The organism is Pseudomonas tructae, assembly GCF_004214895.1.
Classification (GTDB): domain Bacteria; phylum Pseudomonadota; class Gammaproteobacteria; order Pseudomonadales; family Pseudomonadaceae; genus Aquipseudomonas; species Aquipseudomonas tructae.
The window spans coordinates 3,374,358-3,393,655 of record NZ_CP035952.1; the positions used below are offsets into that span (position 1 = coordinate 3,374,358).

At 64.2% G+C, this 19,298-nt stretch carries 17 protein-coding genes; 3 read left to right on the forward strand and 14 right to left on the reverse strand.

Annotated features, from left to right (window positions below):
• Positions 1–3: 3 nt before the first annotated feature.
• Positions 4–564 (reverse strand): MarR family winged helix-turn-helix transcriptional regulator, encoded by a 561-nt coding sequence (locus tag EXN22_RS15200; protein ID WP_233281633.1) that lies wholly within the window; start codon positions 562–564, stop codon positions 4–6.
• Between the two features lie 114 nt (positions 565–678).
• Between EXN22_RS15200 and EXN22_RS15205 the strand changes: the two genes are divergently transcribed.
• From EXN22_RS15205 to EXN22_RS15215, 3 genes are read left to right on the forward strand one after another with little or no spacing between them, the layout of a single operon-like run.
• Positions 679–1,413 (forward strand): hypothetical protein, encoded by a 735-nt coding sequence (locus tag EXN22_RS15205; protein WP_130264837.1) that lies wholly within the window; start codon positions 679–681, stop codon positions 1,411–1,413.
• Positions 1,414–1,453: 40 nt separating this feature from the next.
• Positions 1,454–1,840 (forward strand): hypothetical protein, encoded by a 387-nt coding sequence (locus EXN22_RS15210; RefSeq protein WP_130264838.1) that lies wholly within the window; start codon positions 1,454–1,456, stop codon positions 1,838–1,840.
• Positions 1,841–1,884: 44 nt separating this feature from the next.
• Positions 1,885–2,433, forward strand: coding sequence for a LysR substrate-binding domain-containing protein (locus EXN22_RS15215; RefSeq protein ID WP_233281737.1), 549 nt, complete (start codon positions 1,885–1,887; stop codon positions 2,431–2,433).
• A gap of 39 nt (positions 2,434–2,472) precedes the next feature.
• Here the strand turns inward: EXN22_RS15215 and EXN22_RS15220 are convergent, their stop codons facing one another.
• From EXN22_RS15220 to EXN22_RS15280, 13 genes are all read right to left on the reverse strand, one after another.
• Positions 2,473–4,914 carry a TonB-dependent siderophore receptor gene (locus EXN22_RS15220; protein ID WP_130264839.1) on the reverse strand — a complete coding sequence of 814 codons (2,442 nt, stop codon included), beginning with the start codon at positions 4,912–4,914 and terminating at the stop codon, positions 2,473–2,475.
• Positions 4,915–5,001: 87 nt separating this feature from the next.
• Positions 5,002–5,976, reverse strand: coding sequence for a FecR domain-containing protein (locus EXN22_RS15225; RefSeq protein WP_130264840.1), 975 nt, complete (start codon positions 5,974–5,976; stop codon positions 5,002–5,004).
• On the reverse strand, positions 5,973–6,479 hold the full coding sequence (locus tag EXN22_RS15230) for a sigma-70 family RNA polymerase sigma factor (protein ID WP_130264841.1): 507 nt from the start codon (positions 6,477–6,479) through the stop codon (positions 5,973–5,975). The genes EXN22_RS15225 and EXN22_RS15230 overlap by 4 nt, the downstream gene beginning before the upstream one ends.
• Positions 6,480–6,557: 78 nt before the next feature.
• On the reverse strand, positions 6,558–7,919 hold the full coding sequence (locus EXN22_RS15235) for a M16 family metallopeptidase (RefSeq protein ID WP_165392216.1): 1,362 nt from the start codon (positions 7,917–7,919) through the stop codon (positions 6,558–6,560).
• Positions 7,920–8,220: 301 nt separating this feature from the next.
• Positions 8,221–8,808: a hypothetical protein gene (locus EXN22_RS15240; protein WP_130264843.1), complete on the reverse strand. Its 588-nt coding sequence runs from the start codon at positions 8,806–8,808 to the stop codon at positions 8,221–8,223.
• A 17-nt stretch (positions 8,809–8,825) separates the two neighbouring features.
• Positions 8,826–9,437: a hypothetical protein gene (locus tag EXN22_RS15245; protein WP_130264844.1), complete on the reverse strand. Its 612-nt coding sequence runs from the start codon at positions 9,435–9,437 to the stop codon at positions 8,826–8,828.
• Between the two features lie 69 nt (positions 9,438–9,506).
• Entirely contained in the window at positions 9,507–12,002 is a 2,496-nt protein-coding gene (locus EXN22_RS15250; protein ID WP_218567649.1) for a TonB-dependent receptor, read from the reverse strand.
• 99 nt (positions 12,003–12,101) lie between these two features.
• Positions 12,102–13,085: a siderophore ABC transporter substrate-binding protein gene (locus EXN22_RS15255; RefSeq protein ID WP_130264845.1), complete on the reverse strand. Its 984-nt coding sequence runs from the start codon at positions 13,083–13,085 to the stop codon at positions 12,102–12,104.
• Positions 13,072–13,863: an iron ABC transporter ATP-binding protein gene (locus EXN22_RS15260; RefSeq protein WP_130264846.1), complete on the reverse strand. Its 792-nt coding sequence runs from the start codon at positions 13,861–13,863 to the stop codon at positions 13,072–13,074. The genes EXN22_RS15255 and EXN22_RS15260 overlap by 14 nt, the downstream gene beginning before the upstream one ends.
• The gene (locus tag EXN22_RS15265) at positions 13,860–14,810 is read right to left on the reverse strand and encodes an iron chelate uptake ABC transporter family permease subunit (RefSeq protein WP_130264847.1); all 951 of its coding nucleotides are present in this window, start codon (positions 14,808–14,810) and stop codon (positions 13,860–13,862) included. The genes EXN22_RS15260 and EXN22_RS15265 overlap by 4 nt, the downstream gene beginning before the upstream one ends.
• A complete protein-coding gene (locus tag EXN22_RS15270) occupies positions 14,807–15,748 on the reverse strand; it encodes an ABC transporter permease (protein WP_130266835.1) in 942 nt (313 codons plus the stop codon). Before EXN22_RS15270 ends, EXN22_RS15265 begins: the two co-directional genes overlap by 4 nt.
• Positions 15,748–17,508: an ABC transporter ATP-binding protein gene (locus tag EXN22_RS15275; RefSeq protein ID WP_130264848.1), complete on the reverse strand. Its 1,761-nt coding sequence runs from the start codon at positions 17,506–17,508 to the stop codon at positions 15,748–15,750. The genes EXN22_RS15270 and EXN22_RS15275 overlap by 1 nt, the downstream gene beginning before the upstream one ends.
• Complete coding sequence (locus tag EXN22_RS15280; protein ID WP_130264849.1) at positions 17,502–19,295, reverse strand: ABC transporter ATP-binding protein; 1,794 nt, start codon at positions 19,293–19,295, stop codon at positions 17,502–17,504. The genes EXN22_RS15275 and EXN22_RS15280 overlap by 7 nt, the downstream gene beginning before the upstream one ends.
• Between the last annotated feature and the right edge of the window lie 3 nt (positions 19,296–19,298).

A 19,298-nucleotide genomic window follows, 5' to 3' on the forward strand; every position in this document is an offset into this window, starting at 1 on the left:
GATTCACTCCTCTACAGGTTCGGCCAGCTGATGCTCTCGGCAAATCAGCTCGCGCTCTGGCGCGGTCAACGGCTCCTGGGTCAGTTCACAGAAGCCGCCCTTGGCGGTGGTGCGATGGAAACGGCAGGTCTTGCACAGGCCAAAGCCCGGCACGTTTTCATGGCGTTGGATGTTGCGCAGCAAGTCGCTGAGCAGGCCTTCGAGGGCCTGCGCCTGTGTGCCCATGCGCTGGGCTGCTGCCGCGAGAAAGTCCGGTGGCATCACCGCAGCCAGCAGCTCCCGGGCCGCTGGCGTCAGCGCCAGGTGCACGCTGCGCTTGTCCCGCGCATCCTGGGTTTTGACCAGCAAGCCCTTGGTTTCCAGGGCCTTGAGCGATTGCGAGACCGTGCCCTTGGTCAACCCCAGGTACTCGGTGACCGCCAACGGTGTGTTGGAGTAGCGATTGCAGCGCGCCAGGTAGAGCAAGGCACTGAGCTGTATCGGCTGCAGGTCGGCCAGCAGCGGGTGCTGGCGAAACCAGACGCGGGTCAGGCTGGAGAGCCGTTCCAACAGGTCGAATAGCACGCGTGAGCCTCGATCAATGACGTTGATAAATAGTATCGGATAGAAACTATATTGACAAAGGGCAGCAGCGGCATAGGATAAACGGTATCGATCCGATACCAACAGGAGATAACCATGAAACGCACCCTCGCCCTCACCTTGAGCCTGATCGCCGCCCAGGCCTGGGCCCATGAAACGCCCGGCATCAGCAGCGCCAAAGGCAATGCCGAGGCCGCCTTCGACCTGGTCCAGACCCGGGTCTTCAAGCAAGGCGACAACCTGGTGTTCGAACAACTGGTCGATGGCCAGGCCGGCAGCCGCCTGCCCACGGCCAAGGGCAGCTTTGCCGGCGCCGAGGTCTACAGTTATGTCTGGCCCACCAGCCTGGACAGCAGCAGTGTCGGCTTCGAGGCCAAGGCCGGGATTCTTGCCCTGGCCCTGACCTCGCACCCGGACTTCGACGACACCCCGCAACTGGATGAAAACCGCGACGGCAAGAAAGACAACGACGGTGGCCTCTGGCATTCGCATTGGGTGGTGTTGAGCAAGGATGACAGTTGCCGCCCGGGCGGGCTCAAGGTGCGCGACATTCCCGAGGGGGCCAAACCCAAGCTGCCCGCTACCTGGCCCGGCGCGCCGATCTACATCGACTCACCCGGCTATGACCTGCGCGTCAATGAGAATGCCGCGCGTATCAGCGTGCCGCTGGCCGCCGTGGGCTTCCCGCAAAGTTTCAACTACGACGGCGTGACCGCGGCGCTGAAGGTCAATGCCGACCTGCACAACCCGCTGCTGTGCGTCAGCAGCGTGTGGGACATCAGCTCCGGCGACCTGTCGCTGCCGGGCACCTGGAAGCTCAAGCAGGAGTGAGCCTATGGCAGAGGGTGGTGGATTCGCTATGCTGCACAGCATGAACGCCACCCTCCCCACCCGCACCCCCTGCCCGCCCGGCGCCTGTGACTGCGGCCGCGAAACGCTGCAGGATCCGCGCATCCTGCGACTGACCCGCGAGGAAGAAAAGCGCCTGCTCCAGCGCCTGGAAAATGTGCAGAGCCTGGCGGACCTGGAGCACATGCGGCAACGTTTGTATGAGCAGTTGGGGATTCGTGTGCAGATCACCCCAAGCTTCAATGAGGTGCGGACCATGCGCGGTATCAGTATCCAGATCGAGGAGCTGCCGGGCTTGTGCCGCAAGACCCGACAGAATATTCCGGCGGCTATCCGCCGGGCGCTGGAGAAGCAGCCGGAGATTGCCTACCGGCTGCTCGATGCCCATGACCTGTTGCGCGATGCCTGACACAGCAGCGCGGGGTAACACCCGGGTTTGCCGTACAGTGGCTGCTGCCACGGCTAGGCGGTTTCGAGGCGCAGCAGAGCGGTGTCGATGTACGCATCAGTGCCTGCAAGCGCCTGGTGGATTTCGCCCGCGACGGCATCGACCTGGCGGTGCGTCATGGCTATGGCCGCTATGACGGACTGGTCGCCGAACGCTTGCTGGACGATGATCTGGTGCCGGTGTGCAGCCCGCACTTGCGCACCATCCACACCCTGCACCACCCCAACGACCTTGCCAGCGTACACCTGCTGCACGATGAGCACCGCCATGACTGGCGGATGTGGCTGGATGCAGCCGGGGCGCCACAGGTGCAGGCCAGTGGCGGTACCTTGTTCGTAGACAGCAACGGCACGATTGAAGCGGCCAAGGCGGGGTTCGGCGTGGCGCTGGTGCGCCGCGGCTTTGTGCAGCGGGAGCTGGATGAAGGCATGCTGGTGACGCCCTTTGCACAGGGCATCGCCAGTGAGCTGGCGTATTACCTGGTGTACCCGGCGACGGCACTGGAACGGCCGCAGGTGGCCGGGTTTCGTCAGTGGTTGCTGGCTTGTCGCTAGCAGGGATTGCTTTGCAGCCCATCGCCGGGCAAGTCGGTCTTACCAGTTATAGGTCAGGTCAGTGGTAATGGTCCGCCCTTCGCCGTAGTAGCAATCCACGTCGCTGGTGCAACGGCTGACATACACCTTGTCTTCCAGGTTCTGCAGATTGACCTGCAACTTCACCCCTTTCAGGCGCAATGGCGACTGCTGCAAGTCGTAGGAGACCATACCGTCGTACACGGTGTAGGACGGAATGCTGAAGTGATCCTCGGCCCAGTCGGTACCGTCACTGCCGCGCACGTAACGCGCGCCCAGGCCCATACCGATGCCGGCAAGCGGCGTGTCGCCGGTAAAGTGATAATCCAGCCACAGCGAGGCGGTCATCGGCGGCGTACCGGAAGGGTGGCGGCCCTCGCGGCCATCGTTGTCCTTGGTGTAGACCACATCGTTACGCGACACCGATGCAATCAGGCCCAGGTTATCGGTCAGGTTGGCCTTGCCTTCAAGCTCGACCCCGCGTGAACGCAGTTCGCCAACCTGGCTGTTGAAGCCGGGGTTGCCGACGTCGGCGGTGAGGATGTTCTGCTGCTTGATCTCATACACCGACAACTGAATGAAACTGTCCTGGCCAGGCGGCTGGTACTTGATACCGGCCTCGACCTGCTTGCCGGTGGAGGGTTCGAACGCCTTGCCCGCATAGTCGGCGCCGCTCAGCGGCAGGAACGACTCGGAGTAACTGACATACGGCGTCACGCCATTGTCAAAGCCATAACCAAGCCCTGCACGGCCGGTGAACTTCTCGTCCTTGACGTTGGTGTGATTGCCGGCAATCGGCTCCTTGTTATCGGACTCGGCCCAGTCATAACGGCCACCGAGGGTCAGGAACCAGTTGTCCCACTTGAGCTGGTCCTGCACATACAGGCCGGTCTGGTTGATGGTGCGGTCCCAGTTGAACGGCTGACCGAAGTTCAATGGCTTGCCATAGGCCGGGTTGTACAGGTCAATGACCGGCGGATTGCGGTCGTACTTGCCGAGGAACTGCGAGTTGGAGTGGTAGTAATCAACGCCAATCAACAGGGTATGGGCGAGGTCGAAGGTGTTGAATTTGGCCTGGGCCATGTTGTCGATGCCAAACACCTTGTTGCGTTGCGCCCAGTCCACGCCGTAGCGGGTCATGGCGCTCTGGTCGTTGGCTCCGGTGACCGGGTTGGGCACAAAGGCGTAACCGTGCAGCGGCGCCCGGAACTTGTCGTCGACGTAGGCATAGCGGGTGTTCTGCTTGAGGGTCCAGACGTCGTCCAGTTCATGGCTGATTTCGTAGCCGAAGGTGTACTGCTCGCGATCGTAAGAATTGACCCCCGGCTCGCCGATGAAGCGGCTGCGCTTGATTCGCCCGTTGGGGCTGGCGAACACCGTGCCCACCGCAGGCAGGCCCTGGGCTTCAGGTACGCCGTTGTCGCGCTGGTAGTGGCCGTAAACGGTCAGGCGGGTCTGCTCGTTGGGGCTCCAGGTCAGGCTCGGGGCGATCATGTAGCGCTGCTGTTCGACGTAGTCGATCTCGCCATTCTTATCCAGGCCCATACCGGTCACGCGGTACTGGTACTCGCCCTGCTCATCCACCGGGCCGGCAAAGTCGAAAGCGCCGTAACGCCGGTCCTGGCTGCCGCCACCGAGCTTGACTTCATGCAGCGGCGTGGCGGTCGGGCGCTTGGAGACCATGTTGATCAAACCGCCGGGCTGGTTCTGCCCATAGAGCACCGAAGCCGGGCCCTTCATCACCTCGATGCGCTCAAGCGCGTAGGGGTCGATCTGCAGCGCGCCACCGGTACTGCCACCGCCGTACGGCAGGTGCAGGCCGTCCAGGTACAGCGGCGTCGGGCTGAAGCCACGGGAAGTGGGCTCGTCAAAAATCCCCACACGGTCGGAGAATCCGCCACCGGTGATCCCCGGGGTGTAGCGCAGGGCCTGGGTGACCGACTGCGAGCCCAGCGCGGTGATTTCGTCCTGGGTAATGACGTTGATGGTCTGCGGCACTTCCAGCACCGAGGTATCGGTCTTGGTCGCCGTGCCGGTGCGCTTGGCCACATAACCCTGGACCGGGCCCCAGGCCGTTTCACCGGCATTGGAGACGATCTGCGTCAGGCCCAGCTCCAGGGCCCCGCTCTGCTCGGCGGGCAGCAGGTTCCAGGTGCCGCCGGCAGTGATGTTGAGGTTTAGGCCGGTGCCGCTCAGGGCCTGGGTTGCCGCTTGCTCGGGCGTGAGCTGGCCGTTGACCGCCGCCGATTGCTTACCCTGAAGCAGCGTAGGCTTGACCGACAGGACCCGGCCAGACTGGCGGGCGATGCGACTGAGGGCTTCGCCCAGGTCACCGGCCGGGATATCAAAGCGTTGGCTGGCGCTGATGCTGCTGTCGGTTTGCGCCAGGGCCAGCAGCGGCGCGCTGCTGCCCAGGGCAATGGCAAGGGCCAGCAGGCTGGGACGGATCATGGAGTCGGGCATGGAAGTGTTGGCTCGTTGGAGGTTGTTGTCCATAACGAGGACACGCCAGTGATCGAACCCCCTCAGGGAAATCGAAATTATTTTTATTCAGATCACGTCGACACGGGTCAGCCAGCTGCCAAAGCTGTCGACACGGATCGGCAGGGTCTCGGCCAGTGAGCGCAAGGTGCGCTCACTGTCGTCCAGCGGGAAGCTGCCGTAGACGCGCACCTGTGCAGCTTGCGGGCTGATACGCAGTAGCCCGGCGCGGTACGGGCGCAAGGCCTCGATCAGCTCGCCCAGGGGTTCGTCACGCACATCCAGGCGGCCCTCGGTCCAGCTCGCACGGGTACGTAGCGATGCGGCCAACGGCTGGCTGGCGTGTCCGTCAAAGCGAAAGGCCTGGCCCTCCTCCACGCGCTGGGCGGGTGCGCTGCCGCTTCTGAGCATGATGCTGTGCTGCTGCACCGCGACCAGGCTCTGGCGCTCTTCCTGGCGCACGCTAAAGCGTGTGCCCAGGGCTTGCACCTGGCCTTCGCGGGTAGCGACGATAAAGGGCCGGCCCGGTTCTGCACGGACATCGGCTTGCAGCTCACCTTCGCGCAGCAGCACCAGCCGCTGCCCGGCGCTAAAGCGCAGATCCACCGCACTGCGTGCGTTCAGGCACAGGCGCGAACCATCGGCCAGGGTGAAGGTGCGGCGCTCACCGGTGCCGGTGCGCAGGTCGGCAAGCAGATCGCCCAGCGGCGTCAGGCGATTGCCGATCACGCCGGCGCCCAACCCCAGCAGCACCATCGCCAGGCCGCCGCCCAGCGCCTTGCGCCGCGATGGCGAAGGCAAGGCGCGCAAGCTGCGGCTGGCCATGGCCAACTGGCCGGGGTTGCGCTGCTCGGCCTGCTGCAAGTCAGCCAGGGGTTCACCGAGCAGGGCATTGACCCGCTGCCAGGCGGCCTGGTGACCGGGCGCCTGCTTGAGCCAGGCGTTGAACGCCAGCAGCAACGGACTGCCGGCCGGAGCGTTCTCCAGCTTGAGCAGCCAGTCCACGGCTTCGTGGGTGGCGCGATCCAGTTGCATATTGCTCATTCGGGCCTCGCACTCAGGCAATGCAGGAAGGCCCGGCGCAAGTCGCGCTCGACCGTGGCCAGTGACACCCCCAACTGCGCGGCGATGTCCGGCTGGCTCATGCCTTCCAGGCGGTGGAGGATGAATGCATGCCGCACCCGCACCGGCAAGCCATCGAGCAGGCGGTCGATCTCGGCCAAGGCTTCGCGCACCAGCAGCACGTCTTCGGCCGACGGCATGCAGTATTCGGGCAGGCACGCCAGCTCGTCGAGGTAGGCCTGCTCCAGCGCCCGCCGGCGAAACAGGTTGCTCAGCAGTCGACGGGCGACGGTGGCGAGGAACGCACGGGGCTCTTCCAGGGCGGGCAAGGCGCTGCTGCCCATGGCCCGGACGAAGGTGTCCTGGGCCAGGTCCGCCGCATCGTGCGGGCAGTTCAGCCGACGGTACAGCCAGGCGCGCAACCAGCGATGATGGTCACTGTAAAGGTGGGCGACGATGGCCTTGGAGTCGACAGAGCTCGGCACAAGAGTGATCACACACTAATGGTAATTACTCTCATTATCATGATGCTGAGGTGATTGCACAATCCCCTATCGCCGCGCCTACTGATCCTGCCCCGCTACCACCGTTGCCAGCCTTTGTGGCTGCACCACCTGGGCGAAGGCCGCCTGCACCTGTGCAGGTGTCACCGCCTCTAGCTGTTGCTGCCAGGTCACCAATGTATTGTCCGGCAGCTGATTCAAGGCAATCTGCGCGACATGCTCAAGCACGCGTTCACGGCGAGTAGCGGCAAAATACTCCAGTTGCCGGGCCTTGGCCTCCACCAGTTCCTCTGCGCTCGGGCCCTCGCTGACAAAGCGCACCAAGGCCTCGCGGGCCGCCTCTTCTGCCTGCTGCTGGTGCCCGGCGGGGACCTCCAGGGAAATGACCATTGCCCCACCCTGCTGGCCCATGTCGAAGTAGCTGGACGATTGCCAACTCACATCCCCGCCCAGTTTCGCCCCCAGCGCACGGTTGAGTCGCGTCGGCCAGTGCTCGCCACCGAAAATGTCGCTGCCCAGCAGCAATGGGAAAAAGTCCGGCGTGGCCCGTGACACTGCCGGTTGGCCGATCTGAATCCAGATCGTACCTTGTTGCGGTTGCAGTTTCTGGTGGCTGGCCTGCCTCAGCGCCTGCACCTTGGGCAGCGCTGGCAAAGCCTTGCAGCCGGCTTGCGGCAAACGGCCAAGCGCTGCGCTGGCCACGGCATCGGCTTGCGTCCGGTCCAGGTTGCCAACCAGGCTGACCGTAGCCCGGCAAGGCAGCATCATGGCGCTATAGTGAGCACGCAGCTCGCTCATGCCAGTACGCTCTACCATGGCCGGCGTCAGGGCATAGCCGAATGGCAGCGCGTACTCATAGAGGTTGACCTGTTTGCTGCGCTGCAGTCCCGGGCGGGTCACTTCGCGGCCATAGGGGTGCTCGCCATACAGCGCCTGGGCAAAACGCTCCCCCACACCGGCAAACCGCCGGGTGCTTTCGCCGTTGACCTGGCGAATGAAGTACGGCTTGGCCTGCAACCAGACACTACCGGCGAAGGCCGGCTCGGCAATCTGTCGGCCCAGCAGGGCCGCTGCCTCGGTTTGGCGTTGGGCGTCGGCGTCGGTGATTCTGAGGATATAGCTGAAGCGGTCGGCATCGACCTGGGTGTTCAATTCGCTGTTCAAACGCATCCAGGCCATTTGCACGGCGTTGACGTTCAATGCCGGATCATCGCCCTGGGCGCGAATCCCCGCGGTCGCCAACGCCGCACCGAGCACCGCCAGGCCTGGTTGCCCCTGCGGATCGCGGCGGCTGCCGGCATCGAAGTCGACCTGGATCTGCAGGTCGCTTGCCTGGCTTTGTGGCAACAGGTAGACCCGCGCGCCGTTGGGCTGGGTCCAGTGTTCAATGGCCAGGTTGTCGGCCGCCAAGGCTGGGGCCATTACGCTCAATCCAAATGCGCAGGTGAAGAGTCGTTCCATCAAGGTCATAGCGATTACTCAAAAGGCCAGGGCGCGGACGCTACGCACTTGGCTGCGGCAGATCAAGCCTGGACAACGATACCTGGTGTACTGACTGCTCTGGCCTCATCGCGGGGCAAGCCCGCTCCCACCGAGAGCCACGCCGACCGGGTGGGAGCGGGCCTTGCCCCGCGATCGAGCGCGCAGCGGTCGCAAACCAGGCGACCCCTGGTGTGCTGACTGCACTGGCCTCATCGCGGGGCAAGCTCACGCCTACAAGTGATTACAGCAACTGGCGCTTGACCGCCTCATCCAGCGTGCTTTGGGTCAACTGCCGAACCAGTGCAGTGGTGTCCTGCTGGAACGGAATCCCGACGATCAGCACCAGGTGCATCCAGGTACGTACCGACTCGCTCTTGCTGATGCGTCCCAGCTCCTTGCCATCCTTGTCCTTGAACACGGTGTCGAGGGTAAAGGTGTTGCGCGCCGTGGACGGGATGACGAAGAAGGTCGCGCCGGTAATGATCGCCGAGGCCACGTTGTACTGCTCATGGTTGGTCAGGATCGATTCGGCGTAAATGTCCGCGGCGACCTTGTCGGTGCTCACCCGGGCAAAGCGTCCGGACTGGTTGTAGGTTTCGACCAGCGCACTCTCCCACGCCTCGGCCGGTTTGCCGGCGATGGCATTGGCCTGGCCGCGGTTGACCTGGTATTGCGCGGTGGTGCGCACGTAGGCGGTGGGCTTTACCGCCTGTGCCTGCGCTTGTGGCGGCCAGCTCTGCACTGGCGCCAGTTCGTGTTGCGAATAGGAGACACAGCCAGTCAGCAGCACAGCGCCGAGCAGCAGGTTGGCCTTGATGATACGCAGCATGGGGGGGTTCCTTGAGATCATTGTTTGGCCAGTTTCAGCGTGGCGTCGTCGAGCAGCTTGGCGACCACTTCGTTCAGTTGTGGCGCACCCAGGGTTGGCGCCCAGTATTCGCGACGGTACAGGCCGACATTGCGTTCCAGCTTGAGCACCTGGTGCGAGCTGGCCAGAGCCTTGCCGTTGCGGTCCTCGATCACCAGGTCACCGGCAACGTCGAAGGTGTCGACGTAGATCGGACCATTGACCCAGATCCACACGGTCAGGGTCAGCAAGGCGCCCGGGAAATACCCCGGATGCGGTGCACGGTGGCCCTTGAGCGAGGTCATGTTGAACTTGAGCAGCACATCCTGCTCATCCAGGCGGGTCGGGTATTGGCTCACCGCGTTGAAGTACTTGCCAGCCGTGACGTACTGATCGAGCTGCACGGTCAGCGAGCGGCTGATGGAGGTGCGCGTGGCCTCGTCGATACCCGGCGAGGTGACGGCAACATCGGCAACTTGCGCCGTACGCGGGCTGGTGTTGGCAGCAGGATGCTGCGGGGCGGCCAGGGGGCCGGTGACGTTGTAGGAGACGCAGCCGGTCATCGCCAGGGTGGCAATGATCGCGCTGGCCTGAAGCAGCTTTTTGAGCATGGAATATCCTTATTGGGCGCGTAGTGCCAGAGTGCTTCGGCACAGGCCTGAGAAACTTGAGGCGCAGGTTCAGAAGTCCACCGACGCCGACATCAGCAGCGTGCGCGGCGCGCCCAGTCCGCCCGACAAACCGCTGCCATCACCGCCGCTCCAGGAGCCCAGCCAATAGGCCTTGTTGGCAACGTTCTGCAGTGTGGCGCGCAAGGTCACCGGTTTGGCGGCGATACGTGTGCTATAGCGGGTGCCAAGGTCGAAGGTGGTGTACGAGGGCAGCGACAAGCGATGATCATCGGTGACGTAACGCTCACCGGTGTAGTTGAGGTTACCGGTCAGGGTCAGGCCGGTAATGCTGTCGAGATCGTACTCGGTGCCCAGCTTGGCCAGCACCTTGGGCACGCCGGTAACCTGGTTGCCCTCGTTGGCGGCAATGCGCGCCTTGGTCAGCTCGGCCTTGGTGTAGGACGCACCGCCCAGCAAGCGCAGGCCCGGTTGCACTTCACCGAAGAAGTTCCACTCAACGCCACGGTTGCGCTGCTCGCCATAGACGCCGAACAGGTTGGTCACAGGGTCGGTGTAGGCGCTGGGTTTTTCGATCTGGAACAGGCTCAGGGTGGTGGCCAGATAGCCCAGGTCAAGCTTGCTGCCCACTTCGTATTGCTTGGTCTGGAACGGCTTCATGATGTCGCCGGCGTTGGCCGCGGTGTCGGGGGCCGAAGCGCCCTGGCTCAAGCCTTCGATGTAGTTGGCGTACACCGAGACGTTGTCCGTCACCTTGACCAGCAAGGCGGTGGCCGGAGACAACCGGCTTTCATCGTAGCTTGCGGTCTTGGCCCCGGTGCGGCCATAGTTGCTGCTCTGCACAGTCTGATGACGCGCACCGACGGTCCATTGCACGCGGTCCTGGGCAAACGACAGGGTGTCGACCAGGGCATAGCTGCCAAGCTTGGCCTCGGTTTTCGAGGTGGTCGCACCAAAGCCGCTCAAGTCCGGTGCGGGGCCGAAATCAAGGTTGTAGTAGTTGGTGCGGGCGTGACCGAAAAACGCCGCATCCTTGAAGCTGTTCTTCGAACTGAAACGGCTCGCCGCCAGGGTCCAGGCATGGTTGACCGGGCCGGTGGCGAAGTGGCCCTTGAGGCCGACTTCGCCAGATTTCTGCGTGCCATCGCGAGCCGAGCGAATGGCCGTGGCATCGATGTCACCGGCGTCATTAAGCAGCGTGTCGCGGGTCATCAGCGCATCATAACCGCCATCGCGCTGCCCCCAGGCGCCGTATGCAGTGATGGCCTCGCTGAGGTCGAACTCGCCACGCAACACCACCGTTTCGGTGTCATTGACGGTGTAGCCCCACTCCGGCGCCAGGGAGTGGTCGCCCTTCTTGGGCGTCGGCACCCGGGTGACCGTGTCGGCAATCGAGGAGATGCCAAAGTAGTTGACGCCATCCATGCGCTCGCGCTGCTTGTAGAGGTCGGCGGACAACCGGGCGCGTTCGCCGCGCCAATCCATGGCCAGGGACGACAGTTCCATCTTGTGCTGCTGGTCGTCCACCGCCGTATCACCGTCACGGTAGACACCGTTGAAGCGCACACCGAACTGCTTCTGCTCGCCGAAGCGTTGCCCGACATCGGCATGCACGCCACCAAGGCCACGAGACTCATAGGTTGTGGTCAAACGCGCCAGTGGCTCGTCGCCCGCACGCTTGGGCACGATATTGATACTGCCGGCGACACTGCCGTCCGGCGGCATGCCATTGAGCAGCGCCGAAGGCCCCTTGAGCACCTCGACCCGCTCGGCAAGCTCGGTGGAGCCGCGCATGTTCGGCGCCATGCCGATCAGGCCGTTGAAGGTGATGTCGTTGGCGGTGGTGGAAAAGCCGCGAATGAAGAACGTCTCGTAGTTGCTGCGCTTGCTCGGTACATACACCGACGGGTCGGTGGCGCCGATCACCGCACCGATGTCCTGGGCCTGACGGTTTTGCACGTATTCTTCGGTGTAGGCGACGGTGTTGAACGGTGTCTCCATGAAGTCCTTGTTGCCCAGCAGGCCGAGGCGGCTGCCGGAAGCCACCTGGCCACCGGCATAGGCCGGCGGCAGGTTGCCGGTGGCAGCCACGCTGCTCTGGATCATGGTTTGCGGCAGAGCGATACCCGCTTCGCCGTCGCCACTGACAACCAGGGTATAACTGCCATTGGCCTGGCGCACCGCTAGCAGGCCATGCCCCTGCAACAACGCGGCAAAGCCCTCGTCGATGCTGTAGCTGCCAGCCAGCCCCGCGCTGTGCTTGCCCTGCAGCAGCACGGCATCGACGGTCAGTTCAATCCCGGCACTGGCGGCAAAGGCGTTCAGGGTCTGGGACAGCGAGCCTGCCGATACGTTGAAGCCGTGACGTGAGTCCGCTGCTGCACCGGTCTGTGCCTGTACCGTTGCCGGCATCAGGGCCAGGGATCCGGCGCCCAGTCCCAGGCACAGCACCAGCCGCCAGGCGACAAGGTTGCGTGTGCGGCTGACGGCCGCTTCTGGAGGCTGAACACTCAGAGGGACAAGGTTTTGAGAACGGCGTTCCGGCATGCTGGACTCCTGTGCGCTCGGAAGGATAAGTGACGCTCACTGTGTCTTCCGAACCAGAACGCCAAAGCCTCAATCGAAACAATAATCATTTTAAAAGCATTACAAATACCCTCGGGTCACCTCGTCGATGACATTGCCCAGGCAGGTCACGCTGGCCGTGCACAGGTACCAGGTCTGGGCATCGACAAACACCACACGGCCGTTTTTCCAGGCCTTGGTCTGGCGCAGCAAGGGGTTGTCCAGGCTGCTGCTGTCCAGGGCCGGGCGCCGCTCCATCACCGCCGTGCGGTCGACCATATAGAGAATGTCGGGGTCGGCCTGCTGGATGAACTCGTTGGAAATCGGCTGGCCGTGCAGGCCGGCCTCGATCTCGCCGCCAGCAGGCTTGACGCCCAGGGTGTCGAAGACAAAGCCGTAGCGAGACTTCACCCCATAGGCGGTGAAGGCGCCATTGTTATGCATCACGATCAGGGCCCTCTCCGGCCGCCCCGCCGTCACCTGCCGGATCTGCGCGACCTTGGCGTCGAGGGCATCGGCCTTTTGCTTTGCCAACTGCTCTTTGCCGAACACCCGGCCGAGGGTCAACAGGTGTTCGCGGGCCACGGCGATAACATTGCCCTGCTGGTTGCTCAGGTCGACATCAAAATGCAGGGTCGGGGCAATCTCGGCCAGTTGCGCATAACTGTGCGCCTGGATCGGTGAGATCAGGATCAGGTCGGGCTTGAGCCCGTGCACGCGCTCAAGGTTGGGCTGCACCGTCGCGCCTACGTCCACCACCTTCGGGTCGTCCTGGTACTGGCGCAGAAACGGCGCGACATAATCCTTGGCGATGCCTGCCACCGGCGCGCCCAACTGGTCGAGGGTATCGAGTTCGCTCATGTCGAAGGCGACCACCCGCTGCGGCCGCTTGTTGATCACCGTGGAGCCCAGCGCATGCTCGATGGTGATCGGCGCGTACTCTGCTGCGGCTTGGACCTGGACCTCGCCCTGCACCGCCGGTGGCTGGTCGCAAGCGCTCAAGGTGGCGGTCAACGCCAGCAGTGCCGCCAGGGTCCAACGCGGCTGTAGCTTATCCCTGTTCATGTTCACGCTCCTGATCCGATGGGTTGAAGTAGTTGCAGACAAAACCCCGCCCGCTGCGCAGGATTTCAAAGTCCAGGCCATACAAGGCCTGCAGTCGCGCCTGGGTGACCACCTCGGCGACCGGGCCGCAGAAACGCACCGCACCAGCCTGCATGGCGAGGATATGGTCGGAGTAGTTGGCGGCGAAGTTGATGTCGTGCACCACCAGGATCACCGTGCGCCCCTGCTCGTCACACAGCCTTCGCAAGGCGCGCATGATCTGCACCGCATGCTTCATGTCGAGGTTGTTGAGCGGCTCGTCCAGCAGCAGGTAGTCGGTTTGCTGGGCAATGGTCATGGCCAGGAATGCCATCTGTCGCTGGCCGCCGCTGAGCTCGTCGATGTAGGCACTGCGCAGGTGGTCCAGGCCAAGAAAGCCGATGGCCTCGTCGATCTGCTGCCGGTCCTCTTCGTTCAAGGCGCCACGGCTGTGGGGAAAGCGGCCAAAGGCGACCAGCTCCTCAAGGGTCAGACGCAGGTTGAACTGCGGGTGCTGCCGCAAGGTGGCGACCTGCCGGGCGTATTCGCTGACCCGGTAGTGCGCGACGCTACGGCCATTGATGAGAATTTCGCCGCTGCACGGTTTGAGCAGCCGGGCAATCAGCATCAGCAGCGTGCTCTTGCCGGCGCCGTTGGGGCCGATCAGCGAGGTCAGCTGGCCTGCCGGAAACTGCAGGCTGACGTCGCGCAACACGGTTTTGCCGGCATACGCCTTGTGAATGTGCTTGAGCGTGATCATGCCTGCCCCCGACTGCGAATCATCAGCGCGAGGAAGTACGCGCCGCACACCAGGTTGACGAGGATGCCCACCGTGGTCTTGTAGTTGAATACCTGCTCCACCAGGAACTGGGCGACGATGAACAGGCTGATGGCGATGGCGCAGCCCAGTGGCAAGGTCAACCGATGGCGGCTGCTTTGCGCCAGCGCATAGGTGATGTTGGCCACGAAGATGCCCATGAACGCCGTGGGCCCGAGCAGGCTGGTGGACACCGCCACCAGCACAGCGATCAGCGCCAGGTACAGGCGCACGTAGCGCGGATAGTCGACCCCCAGCGAAAGTGCCTGATCGCGCCCCAGGGCAAGCACGTCAAGGCTTGGCAAGGTCCTGAAGCCGACCACCCCTACGCCCAGCACCAGCGCGCCCGAGTAGAGCAACTGCTGGCCATCGGCACGGTTGAACGAGGTGTAGGCAAACCCTTGCAGCACGGAAAATTCACCCGGGCTGATACGCAGTTGAATGAACTGGGTGAAGGTCGTCAGCACCAGGGTCAGCACCAGCCCGAACAACAGCAGGAAATACAGGTTGTTCTTGCCATTACCCAGCAGCCAGCGATGCAGGGCCCAGGAGTAGCCGAGCATGCACAGCATCGACAGCAGCACGTTACCGTGGTGGCCGAGCAAGGCCAGGCTGGTGCTGCCCAGGGCCAGGATCAGCAGGGCCTGCAGCAGCAGGTAGAGGGCCTCGTAGCCCATGATGCCCGGGGTCAGGATGCGGTTGCCGGTGATGCTCTGAAAGGCGATCGACGACCAGGCGACACACACACCGCCAAGCACCATCGCCGCCAGGCGCAGCAAACGCCGGGGAATCACGTAGGCCAGGTCCAAGCCCGAGCCGACCAGCACGAAGGCCAGCGCCAGGACGATGAGCAACGGCCAGATGGCATGGCGAATGATCACGCTGTTCATCGCCGCTTCCAGAGGATCAGCGCCAGGAACAGCACACCGCCCAGGCTGCCTGCGGTGAGTCCGATAGGGACTTCGAAGGGATAGATCAGCAAGCGTCCGAGGATGTCGCAGGCCACCAGCATCGACGCCCCGCTCAAGGCAATGATCGGCAGCGTGCGTTGCAGGTTTTCACCGAACTGCAGGGCGACCAGGTTGGGGATCACCAGGCCGACAAAGGGGATCGCCCCCACGCAAATGACCGTGACCGATACCGTCACCGCCACCAGCAACAGGCCCAGCGTGGCAGTCGCCACATAGTTGATGCCCAGGTTGCGCGCCGTGTCCTGGCCCATGCCCAGTACGGTAAAGCGCTGGGCATAAAGGTAAGTCAGCAGCACGATCGGCAGGATCAGGTAGATCACCTCATAGTTGCCCTGCACGACCCGAGAAAAATCCCCCAGCAACCAACCCTGCATGTTCTGCAGGATGTTATGGCGGTAGGCGTGGAATTCGGCGATGGCACTGAGCACGCTGCCGTACATCAGGCCGATCACCGGTACCAGCACACTGTGCTGTACGCGCAGGCGGCCGATGATGGCCACGAACAGCAGGCTGCAGGCAAAGCAGAACGCCAGGGCAAACAGCATGCGCCCCGGGGCGCCAGCCTCGGGGGCCAGGGTCAGCGCCAGGAGGATGCCCAGTTTGGCCGCATCCAGGCCGCCGGTGGTGGCGGGCTCGACGAACTTGTTGCGCACGATGTGTTGCAGGATCACCCCACACAGCGACAGCCCGACCCCGGCCAGCACCAGCGCGGCCAGGCGCGGCAGGCGGCTTGCAGTCAGGGTCAACCAGGCGTCCGTGCTGCCGGCAAACAGCTGCGCCCAGGACAGCTGCTTGACGCCCACCAGCAAGGATGCACCACACAACAGCACAAACAGCAGGGGCAAGGCACGTCGAATCAAGGCAGGCCCTGCTCATCAACGGGTGGCGCACCGGCAATCCGCCAGCCTTTGGCGGCCTGGCGCTGGGCCAGGTAATGGGCGTACTGCCCCTGGGCTGCGGCCAGCTGCGCCGGTGTGCCCTGCTCGACGATTCGCCCCTGGTCGAGCACCAGCACCTGGTCGGCCATGACCACCGTGGACAGCTGGTGGGCAATGACGATCAAGGTACGCTTGCCGCGCAGATGCGTCAGGGTCTGGCTGATGGCTGCCTGGTTCTGCGCATCCAGTGCCGCGGTCGCCTCGTCCACCAGCAAGATCGGGGCATCCTTGATCAGCGCCCGAGCAATGGCGATACGTTGCCGTTCACCGCCCGACAATCGCGCCCCACCCTCGCCCACCGGGGTCCACAGCCCTTGCGGCAGGCGCTCGATGATCTCGTCGACGCCCGCCTGGCACGCCGCCTCCAGCACCTGGGCGGTGCTCGCGCCCGGTTTGCCGAGACGAATGTTGTCGGCGATGCTGCCCTGGAACAAGTAGGTGTCCTGGAAAATCTGGCTGATCTGCGCCGCCAGTTGTTCGGCGGTCATCTGCCGCACATCGACACCGCCCACCCGCACGCTGCCGGCACTGGCGTCGAAGAACCGCGCGATCAGCCGCACCAGCGTGGTCTTGCCGGAGCCCGAGGCACCGACCAGCGCCGTCATGCTGCCCGGTTCCAGCCGCAGGCTGACGCCCTCTAGCACCTCGGGCCGGCCTACATCGTAGCCAAAATGAACATCGGCCAATTCCACCGAGGCATCCGCTGGCGCTTGCCCGACAGCGGGTTCAGTCAACGGCTGCACGGCAAGAATCTCGGCCACCGCCTCCAGCTGGACGCCGGCACCGCGCAGGGTTTCACCATAGCCGGCCACCTCCAGCAGCGGCTCGATGAAGCGATTGACCAGCAGCAGCGCAACGCACGCGGCAATCACCGATACTTGCGTCAACGCGCCCTCCATCCACACCAGCGCCGCAATCAACAAGGCGGCGAACACCGCCTGCACCAGCCACAGGTTGAGCACTGCCGAGGTTGCCGAGAGTCGAATCAAGCGCGCGGCCGAGGCATGCTGCTGGTCGATGGCCTGCTGCAGGAAGCGCGTGCTGTTGCCACCGGTAAACGCCCGCAGCACTGCCTGGGCCTGGGCGAACTCGACCATGCGCTGGCTGGCCTCGGCGGCGCTGCGCTGATAGGCCTGGTCGGCGCGCCGGCCCAGGCCTGCGCTGCAGACCTGCGCCCACGCCAGCAACGGCAGGGCCAACAGGGCAATCACGCCCAGGGGCCAGTGCAGCATGAACAGCGCCACCACCAGCACCAGCGGCATTACCGCGCCGCTGACCACCGGGGTGAAGACATGCGCCGGCAATTGCGCCACGGCCATCATGCCCTGGGTGACCACATGGTTGAGGCGCGCGGTGTTTTGCGCATTGAACCAGCCCAGGGGCAAGCGCGCCACATGATCACCAATGCGCTGGCGCCCGCCTTGCAGCACCGCCACGCCCACAGCGACGCCGGCTTTGTCCAGGCGCCGGCGCATTGCCCAGCACGCTGCCATGCTCAGCACCAGGAGCACCAGCCACTGCGCCGCAATCACGGTATCACCGGCCAACAGCGCCCTGAGCACCGGCACCAGGGTGCAAATACTCAGCCCGCACAGCAGGCCGTAGGCGATGGCCATGGCCAGGTAGCGGCGAAACACCGGGGCGTCATCGCCCAACAAGCGGATAAAGGTCTTCAGCATGTCGGCAGCGCCTGTTCAGAAGTCTGTCGGTAAGCGCCCAGCGCCCACAACCGGGCGTAACGGCCACCGAGGGCGAGCAAATGAGCGTGCTTGCCCTGCTCGATGATTCGGCCCTGCTCAAGGACAATGATCTGGTCGGCGTGCATCACCGTGTCGAGACGGTGGGCGATCACCAGCAACGTGCGCCCCCGGGCGAAAGCCGACAGCGCTTGCGCGATGGCAAGCTCGCTCTGGGCATCGACCGCCGCGGTGGCCTCGTCCAGCACCAGCAACGGCGGATCCAGCAACACCGCGCGGGCAATGCTCACGCGTTGCTGCTCGCCCCCGGACAACTGCGCATCCTCGCCGAACACCGACTGGTAACCACGCGGCAGACGCAGGATGCAGTCATGGATGTTGGCGGCGCGGGCGGCGGCCTCGATTTCTTGCTGGCTGGCATCGGGGCGGCCCAGGGCGATGTTTTCGCTGATGCTGGCATGAATCAGGCGCACCTCCTGCAGGACGAAGCCGATGCGCCGGTACAGCTCGCGGCTGCCCAGGTGACGCAGGTCGACACCGCCCAGCGTGATGCGGCCCTGGTCCGGGTCGAAGAAGCGCAGCAACAGCCGCGCCAGGGTCGACTTGCCGCTGCCCGAGGCGCCGACGATGGCGGTCACCGTGCCCGGCACCAGTTCCAGGTTGATGTCGGTCAGCACCGGCTGCTGTGAGTCGTAGCCAAAGCTCAGGTGTTCCACCCGTACCTGGCCATCGCCGGGCAGTTGCTGCTGCCCGGGCGCAGGCTGTTCCAGCACTGGCGTTGCCAACAGCGCCTGGACTCGCTGGGCGGCGCCGGTGGCGTTGTTGAGATCGTGGGTGATGTAGCTCAGCAGCATCAGCGGCGCCGAGATCCCCGGTGCGACGATGGCGAACGGCAGTACCTGCAGCGCGCTGATCCAGCCCAGGCTGACCAGCAAGGTGCCGAACACCAGCACCACGCCGAGCACTGCCACCGGCGCGATCATGGCGTTGGCATTGGCCATGGTGCCCACCAGCGGGCGGGTGAACGCGGTGAAGGCCGCACCGAACTCATCCACCGCCTCACGGTAGCTGCCATGGGCCTTGCCGGTGGCGCCAAAGGCCTTGACCACGGAAATGCCGTGGACGAATTCGACCACCGCATTGTTGATCCGCGTGAGCCGGCTGACGAAGTCCTGCATGTTCGCCCCGCTAGCCCTCGTCGCCTTGGCAAAGAACAGGAAGAACCCCGGGAACGGCAACAGCGCGATGATCGCCATACGCCAGTCGATGGCAAACAGGTAAAGCGCCGAGATCAGGATCGCGCCGATGCAGCGTCCGGCCGTGGTGTAGAAATGCGCGGTAAGGCTGTGCAAGGTGCCGATATCGTCCTGCATGGCCTGCTTGAGCTCACCCGATGCCCGCGCGCTGAACCAGCCCAGCGGCACCTGGGCCAGGCGCGCAGTGATCGCCAGGCGCAGGTGGCGGGTGATGTGGTTGTCGGCCTGGTGGGCAATGGCCTCGCCCAACGACATCAGCAGCAGGCCCAGGAGCAGGCAGGCCAGGCTCGCACCGACGACCCAGGCCACCTCACCGCGGGCCTGCGACCAGGCACCCTCGCCCGCACCGAGGGCAATGTTGGCGATGTGGGCAATGGCCGCCAAAGGCACCAGCGCGAGCATGCTGCCCAGCCCGGCCAGTAGCGCGGCAAGCGTCAAACGCCCGCGAATGGGGTGCAAGACCTGCGAAACCGCTGCCCGTCCATTGGGCAGGTTCGCATCCTGGTTACTCATGGC